The organism is Amycolatopsis mediterranei, assembly GCF_026017845.1.
GTDB lineage: Bacteria > Actinomycetota > Actinomycetes > Mycobacteriales > Pseudonocardiaceae > Amycolatopsis > Amycolatopsis mediterranei.
Map to the genome: position 1 here is coordinate 10,185,100 of NZ_CP100416.1, position 14,881 is coordinate 10,199,980.

The following is a 14,881-nucleotide window of genomic DNA, read 5'->3' on the forward strand; positions in this document are numbered from 1 at the left end:
GCCCTGGTGCGGGGGGGGGGGGTGGCGGCCGCCGCCCCGGCCGGGCGGGCCGCGGCGCCGCCCCCCCGGGGGGGGGGGGGCCCGCCCCCCGGGGGGGCGCCCCCCCCCCCCCCCCACGACCAGTAGCAACGCCTCCCCGAGCAGCACCCCGGCGCGCACCGGGCCGTCGAACTGGGTGACCGTCGCCTGCAGGATCGCGACCAACCCGGCCAGTCCGGCCACCTGCCCGGCGAACCCTGGCCACCAGCGGCGCGCCGCCCAGACGGCGAGCAGCACGACACCCGCCCCGGCCGTGATCGGCACCGCCTGCGCCTTCGGCAGCAGCATCGCCGCGACGAGCGTCGGCACCACCGCGGTGGCCAGCAGGGAAAGCGCCGCGGGGTCGTTCTCGCGGCGGCGCAGCACGATCAGCCCGAGCCCGACGGACGCGACCGCGGCGCCGCCGGCCGCGGCGGTGTTGGCCCAGCTGCCGCCCCCGCCGAGCCACGCCGTGCTGATCACGGAGGCGAGCAGCGGCGGGATGCCGGCCGAGAGCGTCAGCGACGGCCAGTCGCGGCGCAGCTGCACCGGCGCCGTCGCGAGCTGGACCATCAGCAGGAACGTGACCAGTTCGGGGGTGAACCCGCGCACGATCATCGGCGAGCACACGACACAGCCGATGACGACGGCGGCAGCCAGCAGCGGCGACTCCCAGCGCACGGCCACGAGCAGCCCGCCGACGGCCACCGCCAGCCCGGCCGCGAGCCCGGCGAGCACCGGCAGGAACTCGTACAGCGTGGTCGCGGCGACGACGTCCAGGTAGAGCGTCGCGATGCCGGTGGCGGCCAGCGCGAAGGCCCCGGTGCGGCCGGTGGGCTTGCGGTGCAGCCACACGCCGGTGCCGGTCAGCGCCAGCCCGAACCCGGCACCGACGAGCACCCGCGGCAGCGGCCCGAGCCAGCCCCGCTGCACGGCCAGCACGAGCAGCAGCACGACACCGAGCAGCGTCACGGCCCCGCCGACCCAGGCGAGCACGCGGCTGCCGGCGCCTTCCCGGCCGAGCTTTTCGCCCAGCGTCGGCCGCGGAGCGGGCAGGTAGGACGACGGCGCCGGAGCGTAGTGCTGCTGCGGCGGGACGTACTGCTGCTGGGGAGGCGGCTGCCACTGGTACTGCGGCCACGGGACCGACTCGGGCCGCATCGGCCGGGGCTGCGGTTGGGGCTGGGGTTGGGCTTGGAGTCGCGGCTCAGGCTGCGGCTGCGGTTGCGGTGCCTGCTCCGGCTGCGGGGGCTGTTCGGCCTGCGCGGGTTCGGCGTGTCCGGCCTCCTCGGGCTGAGTGTCTTCCCGGACGGTCCGCAGTTCGGAACCCACCAGGGCGAGACGACGCCCCAGGTCGTCGATCTCGCCGGCGAGCCGGAGGAGCACATCTGCGTCGGTGGTCATACCGGACAGGGTCATGCACCCGCGTCCACCTGCGGATCCGTAGCACTACTCAATCCCGGGTCACGTCCTGGTCGCGGCCAGCACCTCGTCCATGGTCGTCATGATCGAGACGGTCTCGTCCAGCGGCATCAGCGGGCTCTCGGTCTCCCCGGCGGCCAGCCGGAGCGCCACTTCGTCGGCCTGGTGCCGCAGGCCACGGCCCTCATCGACGTATTCGAAGCGGCTTCGCTCGCCGTCGCGCGGGATGAGGGTGAAGGAGGCGGGAGCGTAGAAGGGCCCGTCGATCTCGATGCGCGCGTCCGTGCCGATGATCGTCGCGATGGTCGGCGAAACCGCACTCAACGTGCAGGTCAAGACGGCTTGCGCGCCGCTCGCGTAGCCGAACAGCATCGACGTCTGGGCGTCGACACCGGTGAAGGCCGGCGTCGCCATCGCGGCCACGCGCTCGGGCGCCCCGAGGATCATCGACGCGAACGAGACGGGGTAGATCCCGAGGTCGAGCAGGGCACCCCCACCCAGTGCGGGAGCGAACAGCCGGAAGGCGGGGTCTTCGGCGAACCACTGCCCGTGATCAGCGGCGATGGTGACGACGTCGCCGAGGCTCGGCAGGAGCTCGCGGACGTGCCGGATGTGCGGCAGGAAGCGCGTCCACATCGCCTCCATCAGGAACAGGTTCCGGGCCCGCGCGAGCTCGACGAGGTCGCGGGCCTCGCCGGCGTTCATCGTGAACGGCTTCTCGACGAGCACGGGCTTGCCGGCTTCGAGCGCGAGCCGGGTGTTGGCGTGGTGCATGGGGTGCGGCGTGGCGACGTAGACGACGTCGACGTCCGGATCGTTCGCGAGCGCTTCGTAGCTGCTGTGCCGGGTGGGAATGCTCAGCTCGGCCGCGAACCGTTCGGCGCTCCCGGCCGAGCGAGACCCGACCGCGGCGACCACGCCGGAGCCGGTGAGCTGCAGATCCTGGGCGAAGGCGCCGGCGATCCCGCCGGTCCCCATGATTCCCCAGCGGAGGGGCACGTTCGTCATACGCCGAACCCTATGCCTGTCTAGAGTGACCAATCGATCACGTCGTGAGGGGGAGTGATGGCGGAGGCGAAGAAGGCCGGGTGCATCGCGGGAGCCGTGGCGCTGATGGGCGCGATCGGCGCACTGCTGACCGGCGTCGCCAACTTCGGCGGGCTGTTCAAGAGCGACGGCGGCACCCAGCCGAGCAGCAGCAGCTCGCCCGCGGCGCCCGGCGCCACGCAGCCGCCGGCCGCGAACACCCCGGCCGCCCCGGCGACGGTGTACTACCAGGGTCACCTGGAGTTCGGCCGCTTCAACTTCGACCTGAAACCGCCGAAGCGCACGGGCGACACGTACGTCTGGGGCGGCGGCGGTGTGTTCGAGAGCTACCACGACGCCGCGAAGCTGGCGGTGTGGACCAGCAGCGGCACCCCGGACCGCGCGGCTTGCGCCTCGGCGGTCGACGAGCAGGGCAAGACGTACATCAGCGGAACGGAGAAGGGCAATCACGTCTGCGGCCGCACGGCGGAGGGGCGCGTGTTCCGCATCGACGTGACCGGCGTCGCCGAAACGTCCGACGGAGGTGCCACCGGCGACGTCACGGTCTGGGACAAGTGAGCCCCGGCCCGGCGACCCTGGTTGGGTGTGACCAACACCACCAGCGACAATGGAGGACGTGACCGCGACCCTGAGCAAGCCCGCCCTGAAGATCGGCCCCTACGAGGTCGATCCGCCGGTCGTGCTCGCCCCCATGGCCGGCATCACCAACGTCGCCTTCCGGCAGCTGTGCGCCGAGTACGGCGCCGGCATCTACGTGTGCGAGATGATCACCGCCCGCGCCGTCGTCGAACGGCACCCCGGGACCATGCACATGATGACCTTCGGGGCGGACGAAAAGCCCCGGTCCATGCAGCTCTACGGCGTCGACCCGAAGACCATCGCCGAAGCCGTCCGGATCATCGTCGGCGAGGGGCTGGCCGACCACGTCGACTCCAACTTCGGCTGTCCGGTCGCCAAGGTGACCCGCAAGGGCGGCGGGGCCGCGCTGCCGTTCAAGCGGAAGCTGTTCGAAGCCATCGTGCGCGAGTCCGTGAAAGCGGCCGGGGACACGCCGTTCACGGTGAAGTTCCGGATCGGCATCGACGACGACCACCGCACCTTCCTCGACGCCGGCCGCATCGCCGAAGCCGAGGGCGCCGCCGCCGTCAGCCTGCACGCCCGCACCGCCGCCCAGCGCTACTCCGGCCAGGCGGACTGGACCAAGATCGCCGAGCTCAAGGAAGCCGTCACCAGCATCCCGGTGCTCGGCAACGGCGACATCTTCAGCGCGGAGGATGCGCTGCGCATGGTCGACGAAACCGGCTGCGACGGCGTCGTCGTCGGCCGCGGCTGCCTCGGCCGCCCGTGGCTGTTCGGCGAGCTCGAAGCCGCCTTCGCCGGACGCCCCCTCCCGACGCCGCCCAACCTGGGCGAAGTCGCAGCCGTACTCCGCCGCCACACCGAGCTCCTCATCGAGCACGACGGCCACGACAAGGCCATGCGCGACATCCGCAAGCACATGGCCTGGTACCTGATGGGCTTCCCGGTCGGCTCCGAGCTGCGCCGCGGCTTCGCGATGCTCTCGTCGATGGACCAGCTCGACGACCTGATCGCCCAGCTCGACCACGACGCCCCCTTCCCCGAAGCGGCCACCGGCCCGCGCGGCCGCCAGGGCTCCCCGGGCAAGGTCACGCTGCCCCACGGCTGGCTCGACGACCCGGACGACGACTGCGTCCCCGAAGCCGAGGACATGCACTCGGGCGGCTGAGCCGAGACCGCACTCCGAGCGGGCGCGCGTCACCCGTTCCGGTGATGTCCGGCCCCGGCCGTCATGGTCGCCGCCGCTCGCCCTCTTTTCTGACGCCCAGATGATCGGTCCGGCACGCCCCCCGACCGGCCCGATCATCGACGGTTCGGCTCGGCGGCAAAACGCCCCCCGTTTGCCGCCGAGCCCTCACTCCAGCGGGTCCATCGAAGGCGCCGTCACCGCGCAGGCCGCGAAATGAAAGTTTCACCTTGCCGCACAACAAAAAGCGACTTTGTGTTAGCGTTCACACTCCGCCACCGCCCGGCTCGCCGTCAATGCTGATGGGGGTTCCGTTGTCGCACGCGTCCTCTCTCGCCGCCCCGCCGCTTCGCTCCTTTCGTCCCTTGTGGACATTCTCGAAAGTGCTCGCGGCGATCGCGGGCCTGCTGTCCGCTTTGGTGGTCTTCGCGCCTCCGTCGAGTGCCGCGGCGGCGGCCCCGATCACCAAGCCCCCGATGGGGTGGAACTCCTGGAACTCCTTCGCCGGGACGATCGACCACACCGTCATCGAGCGGCAGGCGGACGCGCTCGTGACCTCCGGCATGAAGGACGCGGGCTACGAGTACGTCAACATCGACGACGGCTGGTGGACGGGCTCCCGTGACGGGGGAGGCAACATCACCGTCGACACCGCGAAGTGGCCCGGCGGGATGTCCGCCATCGCCGACTACATCCACAGCAAAGGGCTGAAAGCGGGCATCTACACCGACGCCGGCCGCAACGGCTGTGGCTACTACTACCCGACCGGCCATCCCGCCTACCCCGGCACCGGCGCCGAAGGCCACTACGACCAGGACTTCCTCCAGTTCTCCCGCTGGGGCTTCGACTACGTGAAGGTCGACTGGTGCGGCGGCTCGGCCGAAGGGCTCAACGCCCGCAACTCCTACACCGCGATCAGCGACTCCATCGCGCGCGCCACCGCCCAGACGGGACGGCCGATGGTGTTCTCCGTCTGCGAATGGGGCGGCCAGCAGCCGTGGAACTGGGCGCCGTCCATCGCCAACCTGTGGCGCACCAGCGGCGACATCATCTACTGAGGCGAGAAGCCCTCGATGTCGCGCGTGCTGGCCAACTTCGACGCCGCCCAGCACGCGAGCGCGCAGAGTCCCGGCCACTACAACGACCCCGACATGCTCGTCGCCGGGCTGCCCGGCTTCTCCGACGCGCAGAACCGCACGCACCTGAGCCTGTGGGCGATTTCGGGCGCCCCGCTGATCGCGGGCAACAAGCCCGGCGAAATGACCGCCGCCACGAAAGCCGCGCTCACCAACCCGGAAATGATCGCCGTGGACCAGGACCCGCTCGGGCGGCAAGGCACGAAGGTCGCCGAGGACGCTTCGGGGCTGCAGGTTTATCAGAAGGTGTTGTCCGGCACCGGTCGCCGGGCCGTCGTGCTCCTCAACCGCACCGGCTCCGCCGCGACCATCACCGCCCGCTGGTCTTCCCTCGGCCTGACGAGCTCGGCCACCGTGCGTGACGTGTGGGCCGGAGCCGATCGCGGCACGTTCGCTTCGAGCTACGCGACTTCCGTCCCGGCCGGGGAAGCGGTCCTGCTCACGGTCACCGGAACCGACGGCACGCCCACGGGCGGCGGGGCGATCACCGGCAAGCCGTCCGGCCGCTGCCTCGACGTGCCGAACGCGACCTCGGCGAACGGCACCCAGCTGCAGCTGTGGGACTGCCAGGGCGGCCCGGGCCAGACCTGGACCCGCACGGCGAGCCGGCAGCTGACCGTCTACGGGAACAAGTGCCTCGACGCGTCCGGCCAGGGCACGGCCAACGGGACAGCGGTGGTCATCTGGGACTGCAACGGCCAGGCCAACCAGCAGTGGACCGTGAACGCGAACGGCACGATCGCCGGGGTGCAGTCGAACCTGTGCCTGGACGCGAGCGGCCAAGGGACCGCGAACGGCACCAAGGTGCTCCTGTGGACCTGCAACGGCCAGGCGAACCAGCAGTGGACCGTGCCCGCGGCGTGAGCCACGCGGCGACGCGGTGACGAGCCCCAGGACCACGACCGCGCAGGCGATCCACACCGGGTGGATCGCCTGCGCGACCGGGCCTCGCAAAAACATCGTCATACCCAGTAGACGTCGCGGCCGCACGAAACGTGAGGCGGCCCGTGACATCTGTCAGCCCGAAGTCGTGGCGGACGGCATCCTTCCCGGGCCCTCCGCCGCGACAAGCTCTTCTCATGACGACGAACCAGCCCGGAACCGCCCTCCTCAAGACCCTCGCGATCGAGATCGCCGTCCCGACCGGCGTCTACTACGCACTCCACTCGCTCGGCTCGAGCGGCTTCACCGCGCTCGCCGCCGCCGGCGTCTTCCCGCTGGCCCGGACGCTCTACCAGTTCGCCAAGGACCGCACGCTCAACGGTCTCGCCCTGGTCGTCCTGGTCACGAACGTCGTCGGCATGCTGCTCACCTTCGTCTCCGGTGACGCCCGGATGATGATCGCCAAGGACTCGCTCGGCAGCGGCATCACCGGCCTGGTCATCCTCGTCTCGGCCTTCACCGCGGCCCCGATCATGACCAAGACGATGCGTCCCTTCCTCACCCGCGGCAACGCCGACCGGGAAGCCGCGTGGGAACGGCTCAGCGGGACCGCCCGGTTCGACGCCGTCCTGCGGCGCTGCAGCGTGATCTGGGGTATCGGCTTCGTGCTGGAGAGCGCGGCTCGCATCGCCGGCGCGTTCACGCTGCCCGTCCCGACCATGGTCTGGCTGAGCACCACCCTCTTCGCGGGCGCCTTCGCGGTGATCATGGTCGTCTCCGGCAAGGTGGCCGAGCAGGCGGGCAAGATGATCGCCGCCGACGCGCGGGAACGTGTCCTCGTGGCCGCTTGACCTGCACCAACGCACGGTGTACAGGTGTGGACATGTACAGCAAGCGGCAGCAGCTGGTCGGGGACCTCACCGACCTGATCCGCTCCGGGCGGCTCGCCCACGGCGAACGCCTCCCCGGCGAGAACCAGCTCGCCGTGCAGTACCAGGTCAGCCGCGGCACCGTCCGCAGCGCGCTGTCCGAGCTCCAGCAGCTCGAGCTCATCTCCACCCAGGCCGGCGTCGGGTCGTTCGTCACCTTCGACGGCGTCCAGCTCGACCAGCGGATCGGCTGGGCCCGCGCCCTCGCCGACGCCGGTGCCCCGGTCGTCACCGAACTGCTCGGCATCGAAGCCGTCGAAGACGTGGCCCTGGAAGAAGAATTCGGCGAGCGGGCCTACGTCGCCGTGCGGCGGCTGCGGCGGGAGCACGAGCGCGGGATCTCGCTCGAAACCGCCACCGTGCCCGCCGTCGGGCCGCTCGCCGGCCTCCCCGCGACGGGCCTGCAGGACGGCTCCCTGACCAAGACCCTCGAAGCCGCCGGGCGGATCTCCGTCGGCGGCGACCAGTGGATCAGCACCGAACGCCTGGACGCCTGCGCCGCCGAACTGCTCGGCCGCTCGATCGGCGAGCTCTTCCTCCGCGCCGAACGCACCTCGGTCGACATCGAAGGCCGGCTCGTCGAGCGCGTCGTCAGCCTGCTGGACCCGGACCGGTTCCAGTTCCACCTCACGTTCGGGCACCGGTGACCGCCCGGGACCACGCGCTCGGCGCGTTCACCGGGCTGGCCGTCGGCGACGCACTCGGCATGCCGACGCAGTCGATGTCCCGCGCCGCCATCGCCGCCACCTACGGGCCGGTCACCGGCCTGCTCTCCGCCGTCGCCGAGCAGCCGGTCGCGCCGTCCATGCCCGCCGGCTCGGTCACCGACGACACCGAGCAGGCCGTCCTGCTGGCCCGGTTGCTCATCGACGGCCGCGGCACCGTCGAGCCGCACGTCTTCGCCGACGCCCTGCTGATCTGGGAGGCCGACATGGTCCGCCGCGGTTCCGCGGACCTGCTGGGGCCGTCCACCAAACGGGCGCTCTCGCGGCTCCAGGACGGCGTCCCGGCCGAAGAGGCCGGCCGCACCGGGACGACCAACGGCGCCGCCATGCGGGTCACGCCGGTCGGCATCGCGACGCCGTCGGACGACCTGCACCGGCTGGTCGACGCCGTCGTCGCGACCGCGCGGGTCACGCACAACACCAGCCTGGGCATCGCGTCGGCCGCCGCGGTCGCGGCCGCCGTCTCCGCCGGGGTCGACGGCGCGAGCCTGCCCGAAGCGCTCGACGCGGGCGAGCGCGCCGCCGTCGTCGGCGGGGAACGCGGGCACTGGGCACCCGGCGGGGAAATCGCCGCCCGGATCCGCTGGGCGCGCGACTGGGTGCGGGGCATGGCCCCGGCCGCCGTCGCCGACGCGGTCGCGCGGGTGATCGGCACGTCCGTCGCGTCGCAGGAGTCCGTGGTGGCCGCGTTCGCGCTGGCCGAGGCCATGGGCGACGACCCGCCGGCGGCGCTGCGCCTGGCCGCCGGGCTCGGTGGCGACACCGACACGGTCGCCGCGATCTGCGGGGCGATGCTCGGTGCCACGCATGGTGTCGGCGCCTTCCGCCCCGACGTCGTCGAGACCGTGCTCGCGGTCAACCGGCTCGAGTTCGGGCCGCTGGTCGACGAACTCCTGAAGCTGCGCCGCCGATGACCGGGCGGCTGGTGCACACCGGGCAGGTCGTCATCGACCTCGTCATGGCGGTGCCGGCCCTGCCTCCGCCGGGCGGCGACGTCCTGGCGTCGTCGACGAACCTGGTGCCTGGTGGGGGTTTCAACGTCATGGCCGCCGCCGCGCGCTCCGGCGCGCGCGTGCTTTACGCCGGCAGCCACGGAACCGGCGGCTTCGGCGATCTCGCGCGGGCCGCCCTCTCGGCCGAAGGCGTGGAGCTGGCGCACGAACCAACGTCCGAAGTGGACACCGGGGTCGTCGTCGTGCTGGTGGACGCGACCGGTGAGCGCACCTTCGCGACCGGCACCGGCGCCGAAGGACGGCTGCGCGCCGAGTTGCTCGACCGGGTCACCCCAAAGAATGACGACGTCGTGTACGTGAGCGGATACAGTTGGTTGCACGAGATCAATCGCGCGGCCCTCGTCGAGTGGCTGCCCCGGCTGCCCGGCTCGAAGATCCTGTTCGACCCCGGCCCGCTCATCGCCGACATCGACCCTGGAGACATCCGTGACCTGCTGTCCACAATAGACATACTGAGCTGCACCGCCCGCGAAGCCGAGGTGCTGGGCGAGCTGCCGCCCGTCGCCGTCATCCGCGAGGGCGCGAAAGGCTGCCGCGTCCACGAAAACGGGCGGATCACCGACGTCCCCGGGTTCCCGGTCGACGCGGTGGACACCACCGGCGCCGGTGACACGCACTGCGGCGTGCTGGCCGCGGAGCTGTTGCGCGGCAGTACCGTCCTCGACGCCGCCGTGCGCGCCAACGCGGCGGCCGCGCTTTCGGTGACCCGGCGCGGCCCGGCGACCGCGCCGGGCCGGCAGGAGATCGACCAGCTGGTGGAGGCCACGCGATGACCGGTTCCCGCAGGCTCGAGGTGGAGACGAACGGCCTCGACGTGATCGGCGACGCCGAGCGGCGCGGACGGCCGCGGCAGCTGTTCTGGCCGTGGTTCGGCGCGAACGTGTCGGTGCTGGGGCTGAGCTACGGCTCGTTCACCCTCGGCTTCGGCATCTCGTTCGGGCAGGCGCTCGTCGCCGGCGTCGTCGGCATCCTGTTCTCGTTCCTGCTGTGCGGGTTCATCGCCATCGCGGGCAAACGCGGGTCGGCGCCGACGATGCTGCTCTCGCGGGCGGCGTTCGGCGTGCGCGGCAACCGGCTGCCGTCGGCGATCTCGTGGCTGCTGACGGTCGGCTGGGAAACCGTGCTCGCCGCGCTGGCGACACTGGCCACGGCGACGGTGTTCGAGCGTCTCGGCTGGGGCGGCGGGACACCGACGAAGGTGGTCGCGCTCGTCGTGGTGGCGGCGCTGACCGTCGCCGCCGGCGTGCTCGGCTTCGACGCGATCATGCGGCTGCAGACGTGGATCACCTGGATCACCGGGGTGCTCACCGTCGTCTACGTGGTCCTCGTGGCCGGCGATGTGCACTGGGAAACCGTCAGCGCGCTGCCGTCCGGCTCGGCGCAGCAGTGGGTCGGGGCGCTGGTGTTCCTGATGACCGGCTTCGGGCTCGGCTGGGTCAACGCGGCCGCGGACTACTCGCGCTACCTGCCGCGGTCGTCGTCGAGCCGGGGCGTGGTCGGCTGGACGACGTTCGGCGCGTCGGTGGCGCCGGTGGTGCTGCTGGTGTTCGGGCTGCTGCTGGCCGGCTCGTCGCCGGACCTGAGCAAGGCGATCTCGGCGGACCCGATCGGCGCGCTCACGACGTTGCTGCCGCTGTGGTTCCTGGTGCCGTTCGCGATCGTCGCGGTGCTCGGCCTGGTCGGCGGCGCGGTGCTGGACATCTATTCGTCGGGGCTGGCCCTGCTCTCGGCGGGCCTGCGCATCCCCCGCCCGGCGGCGGCGCTGGTCGACGGCGCGATCATGATCCTCGGCACGATCTACATCGTCTTCTTCGGCGGCGAGTTCCTCGGCCAGTTCCAGGGCTTCCTGGTGACGCTGGGCGTCCCGGTGGCGGCCTGGTGCGGCGTGATGCTCGCGGACGTCCTGCTGCGGCGAGGCGACTACGTCGAGCGCGAGCTGTTCGACCCGGCCGGCCGCTACGGCGACGTCCGCGTCGGCCCGATCGCCCTGGTGCTGGTGTCGACAGCGCTCGGCTGGGGCCTGGTGACGAACACGTCCGCGGAGTGGCTGAAGTGGCAGGGATACCTGCTGGAACCGTTCGGGCTGGGCGGTCGCGAAGGCGCGTGGGCCTCCGCGAACCTCGGCGTGCTGCTGGCGCTGGCCCTGGGCTTCCTGGCGACGTTGCTGACGCGGCAGCGGGTCCGCGAACAGGAGACAGTGTGAAGAGGATCCTCGCGGTCATCGACCTGCAGAACGTGTTCGCCGACCCGGCGAGCCCGTGGTTCACCCCACGCTTCGCCGAGGTGCTCCCGCCAATCCACCGGCTGGTGACGGCCTTCGGCAACGACGTGGTGTTCACGCGGTTCATCGCCCCTTCGCCTCCGGAAGGAGCGTGGCGCCGGTATTACGAGCAGTGGCCGTTCGCCTTGCAGCCACCGGACGCACCCCTGTACCAGGTGGTCGACGCGTTCGAGCCGGAATCCACAGTGGACGGAACAACCTTCGGCAAGTGGAACCCACGGTTGGCCACCCGCGTGGGCGGCGCGGGCCTGGTGCTCGCGGGCGTCTCAACGGACTGCTGCGTGCTGTCAACAGCACTGGCGGCCGCGGACGCGGGCGTCGCGGTCACGGTGGTCTCCGACGCTTGCGCGGGCGCGGACGACGAGAGCCACACGAAGGCGCTGGACATCATGCGGCTGTACGCGCCGCTGGTACAGGTCGCCACGACCGAGGAGGTGCTCGCGAAGTAGATTCGGGCTGTGATCGACCACATCAGCATCCCCACCGAGGCCGGTTCCTTCGACGCCATCGCCGCCGGGCCCGAGGACGGGCGGCCCGTGCTGTTGCTGCACGGCTTCCCCGAAGCCGCGGTCGAGTGGGAGCACCAGGTCGCCACCCTCGGGGTGCTCGGGTTCCGGGCCGTCGCGCCGGATCAGCGGGGTTACTCGCCCGGGGTGCGGCCGGAGCCGGCCGGGGACTACTCGATCGATCACCTCGTCGGGGACGTCGTCTCCATCGCCGAAGCGCTGGGGTGGCCGCAGTTCGACCTCGTCGGGCACGACTGGGGTGGCGCCGTCGCCTGGTGGACCGCCGACGCGCACCCCGACCGGCTGCGCAGCCTCACCGTCGTCTCCACGCCGCACCCCGCCGCGCTCGCCAACGCCATGAAGACCGACGAGGACCAGCACCTGCGCACCCGGTACATGACCGAGTGGCGGCAGACCCGCGTCACCGAACGGCGGATGCTGGAGAACGACGCCCACGCGCTGCGGGAGATGTTCGAGCGGCGCGTGGCGCCGTCGAAGGTCGACGAATACGTGCAGCGGCTGTCCGAGCCGGGCGCGCTCACCGCCGCGCTCAACTGGTACCGGGCCGGGCGGCCCGGCGGGAAGATCGGCAAGATCGCCGTGCCGACGCTGTACATCTGGAGCACCGAGGACGTCTCCTTCGGCTCCACCGCCGCGTTCGACACCGCCGGCTGGGTCACCGGGCCGTACCGCTTCGAAATGCTCGAAGACGTCACGCACTGGGTGCCCGAAGAGGCGCCGGAAGCCGTCACCACGCTGCTCGTGGAGCACCTCAACGCGCGGTGACGGCGCGTCACCCCGCCGGGCGGATCACGGGTAACCCACCCGCCTCGCGGTACGGCGCGGCGCGGCCCGTCGTGTTCACTGGGGCGCGTGGATACCGCGACCGAACCCGAGACCGAGCAGGTCGTCTTCGTCACCGAGGACGGCGTGCCCACCGGCGAGACCGGCCCGAAGCTGGCCAGCCACCACGAACACACCCGGTTACACCTGGCCTTCTCGTGCTACGTCCTGCGGCGCAGCGACAACGCCCTGCTGATCACCCAGCGCGCCCTCCACAAGAAGGTCTGGCCCGGGGTCTGGACCAACAGCGTCTGCGGCCACCCCGCGCCCGGCGAAGCCATCGAGGACGCCGTCCGGCGCCGCGCCGGCTACGAGCTCGGGCTGCCGTCGCTGTCCGGGCTGCACTGCGTGCTGCCGAACTACCGCTACCGGACGCCGCCGTTCCAAGGGATCGTCGAGAACGAGTTCTGCCCGGTGTTCGCCGCCTGGGCCGACGCCGAGCCGGCGCCGAACCCCGAGGAGGTCGGCGACTGGCGCTGGGTCGCCTGGGCCGACTACATGGAGTTATTGGACGACGTTACGGCTAATGTGAGTTACTGGGCGAAGGACCAGTTCTCGCAGCTCAAGGGCATCGAGCCGTTCTCCGGACTCTGAACTGAACACTTCGGAGAGTCACCATCGCACTACCGTTTGAGCGAAATTCATCTTCTTCCGCACCGGTACCTCAAGCGCGGCCGTCCCCACGACGACAACCAAGGGATGGTGGAGGTGGGGATGGTCGCCGAGGGCGAAGGCACGCCGGGCCGGGCGGCCGGCCCGCAGCCGCCGGACCTGCTCCGCCTGCACGAGGCCATCGCCGGCCTCTTCGCCACCCAAGGCGACTGGCGGCGCGCCTACCAGCACCTGCGGTCCGCACTGGACATCGCCCGCGACGGCAGCCTCCGCGACCCGCTGACGTCGAGTTACAACCGCCGCTACCTCGACGAGCGGCTGTACGGACCGTTCACCGGCCGTCCGCCGCTGGCGCTCGCGCTGATCGACCTCGACCGCTTCAAGAGCATCAACGACACGTACGGTCACCTCGTCGGCGACCGCGTCCTGCGCCGGGTCGCCGACCTCCTCCAGGAGAACCTCCCGCCGGACGGCTTCTGCGCCCGGTACGGCGGCGAAGAGTTCGTCCTGTGGCTGCCCGGGGTCGACGCCCGGCGGGCCGTCCGCGTGGTCGACGACGCCCGGGTGCGCGTCGCCCGTCACCCCTGGTCAGAACTCCAGCCGGGACTCCGGGTGACCATCAGCGCCGGCCTGGCGCACGAGCCGGGGACGCCGGCGTCGCCGGAGCGCCAGCTGCGCCGCGCGGACGTGCTGCTTTATGCGGCGAAACGCGCAGGGCGCAACAAAGTCGTCTATCGCGACGCGCAAACGACACAGTTAATAACCCACTCTGAGTAACGCAAAGGGTGCATTACTCCGTCCGCCGACAAGGTCTATCACCCGTTTGTCGACGCTGACCGGCCGTTCGTCGACTCAAGGTGAAGAAAATTCCGGGAGGGTGTCGTCACGAACGGGGGGTATCCGTACGATAACGAAAACCTCCGGGGGAACGATCACCTCCTGCGGGGGAAGACGGCCAAGTCGGAGCCACCCTCTGCGAACGCGCGAAAGGAGACCGAGTGCCGGACGAGCTCGACAGCCCGGGAACCGGTCGCCGCCTCGACGGTGCCGCGCGGCCCCGGCCCGGACGGCGCCGGTCGATGGAGGACCAGGGCGGGATCAGCGTCTCGGACGTCGTCGCCCGGACCACCGGCGCCCGCCCGTTGCCGCCCCGCGAGCAGCAGGACCGCTCCGACCAGCCCGGACGCCGGGGCCACGGCGCCGAACCAGCGGCTCCGGCGCGGTCTTCGCAGCCGCGTGCCGCGAGGCCGGCGCAGGGGCCCGCTGAAGACCCAGTACCCACGGATGCCACTCGCCAACCGCGCGCACCGCGACCCCGCCAGCCCCGCCGCACGACGGCCGCGGCCCCGCTGCCGGAGGCCCCGCTCCAGAGGCGCCCGCCGGCGGCGAACCCGGGCCAGCAGCAGACGTCGGCCGCGCAGCAGCCGCCCCGGCGCCCCCGCCGCCCGGCGGCCGAGGCGCCCCCGGCCGACAGCGCCCCGCCGCGCCGCGCCCCCCAGCGACCGACTCCGGACAGCCCGGCACCCCGCCGAGCCGCCGAAGGAGCCGCACCCCAGCGCGCGACCGGCGACGGTCCCGCAGGCCGCCGCAGCGCGGGTCCGGCCGACGCACCCGCCCCGCAGCGCCCCGGCCCAGCCAGCCCCGCATCCCGGCGCCCGACGCCCGACAGCCCGGCACCCCAGCGCGGGGCCGCCGAGGGGCC

Annotated in this window: 14 protein-coding genes and 1 pseudogene; 13 read left to right on the forward strand and 2 right to left on the reverse strand. The window is 72.0% G+C overall.

All coding sequences use genetic code 11. From position 1 onward, the window contains the following. Positions 1-1,437 (reverse strand): DUF2339 domain-containing protein (locus ISP_RS46040; protein WP_265049889.1); only part of this gene is annotated, 1,437 nt, incomplete at its 3' end. 45 nt (positions 1,438-1,482) lie between these two features. Further along, positions 1,483-2,448: a Gfo/Idh/MocA family protein gene (locus ISP_RS46045; protein WP_013230695.1), complete on the reverse strand. Its 966-nt coding sequence runs from the start codon at positions 2,446-2,448 to the stop codon at positions 1,483-1,485. A 57-nt stretch (positions 2,449-2,505) separates the two neighbouring features. On the opposite strand from ISP_RS46045, the gene ISP_RS46050 reads away from it, so the two are divergent. The 13 genes and pseudogenes from ISP_RS46050 (at position 2,506) to ISP_RS46110 (ending at position 13,956) form a co-directional block, all read left to right on the forward strand. Further along, on the forward strand, positions 2,506-3,045 hold the full coding sequence (locus ISP_RS46050) for a hypothetical protein (RefSeq protein WP_013230696.1): 540 nt from the start codon (positions 2,506-2,508) through the stop codon (positions 3,043-3,045). 49 nt (positions 3,046-3,094) lie between these two features. Continuing rightward, positions 3,095-4,234: a tRNA dihydrouridine synthase DusB gene (gene dusB / locus ISP_RS46055; RefSeq protein WP_013230697.1), complete on the forward strand. Its 1,140-nt coding sequence runs from the start codon at positions 3,095-3,097 to the stop codon at positions 4,232-4,234. Between the two features lie 494 nt (positions 4,235-4,728). Next, a pseudogene (locus tag ISP_RS46060) lies at positions 4,729-5,559 on the forward strand (glycoside hydrolase family 27 protein); the annotation flags it as partial. Continuing rightward, positions 5,551-6,252, forward strand: coding sequence for an RICIN domain-containing protein (locus ISP_RS46065; protein ID WP_230468993.1), 702 nt, complete (start codon positions 5,551-5,553; stop codon positions 6,250-6,252). The pseudogene ISP_RS46060 and the gene ISP_RS46065, both read left to right, overlap by 9 nt. A 215-nt stretch (positions 6,253-6,467) precedes the next feature. Further along, positions 6,468-7,121, forward strand: coding sequence for a VC0807 family protein (locus tag ISP_RS46070; RefSeq protein WP_013230700.1), 654 nt, complete (start codon positions 6,468-6,470; stop codon positions 7,119-7,121). Positions 7,122-7,153: 32 nt separating this feature from the next. Beyond that, positions 7,154-7,846 (forward strand): GntR family transcriptional regulator, encoded by a 693-nt coding sequence (locus ISP_RS46075; RefSeq protein ID WP_014467848.1) that lies wholly within the window; start codon positions 7,154-7,156, stop codon positions 7,844-7,846. Beyond that, a complete protein-coding gene (locus ISP_RS46080) occupies positions 7,843-8,838 on the forward strand; it encodes an ADP-ribosylglycohydrolase family protein (protein WP_013230702.1) in 996 nt (331 codons plus the stop codon). The genes ISP_RS46075 and ISP_RS46080 overlap by 4 nt, the downstream gene beginning before the upstream one ends. After that, positions 8,835-9,710, forward strand: coding sequence for a PfkB family carbohydrate kinase (locus ISP_RS46085; protein ID WP_013230703.1), 876 nt, complete (start codon positions 8,835-8,837; stop codon positions 9,708-9,710). Before ISP_RS46080 ends, ISP_RS46085 begins: the two co-directional genes overlap by 4 nt. Continuing rightward, on the forward strand, positions 9,707-11,140 hold the full coding sequence (locus ISP_RS46090) for a purine-cytosine permease family protein (protein WP_013230704.1): 1,434 nt from the start codon (positions 9,707-9,709) through the stop codon (positions 11,138-11,140). The genes ISP_RS46085 and ISP_RS46090 overlap by 4 nt, the downstream gene beginning before the upstream one ends. Next, positions 11,137-11,667, forward strand: a complete 531-nt coding sequence (locus ISP_RS46095) for a cysteine hydrolase family protein (protein WP_013230705.1) — start codon at positions 11,137-11,139, stop codon at positions 11,665-11,667. Before ISP_RS46090 ends, ISP_RS46095 begins: the two co-directional genes overlap by 4 nt. 9 nt (positions 11,668-11,676) lie before the next feature. Beyond that, the gene (locus tag ISP_RS46100; RefSeq protein ID WP_013230706.1) at positions 11,677-12,510 is read left to right on the forward strand and encodes an alpha/beta fold hydrolase; all 834 of its coding nucleotides are present in this window, start codon (positions 11,677-11,679) and stop codon (positions 12,508-12,510) included. A gap of 87 nt (positions 12,511-12,597) precedes the next feature. Beyond that, entirely contained in the window at positions 12,598-13,161 is a 564-nt protein-coding gene (gene idi / locus ISP_RS46105; RefSeq protein ID WP_013230707.1) for an isopentenyl-diphosphate Delta-isomerase, read from the forward strand. Positions 13,162-13,266: 105 nt separating this feature from the next. Beyond that, on the forward strand, positions 13,267-13,956 hold the full coding sequence (locus ISP_RS46110) for a GGDEF domain-containing protein (protein WP_235190545.1): 690 nt from the start codon (positions 13,267-13,269) through the stop codon (positions 13,954-13,956). Positions 13,957-14,881: the final 925 nt, after the last annotated feature.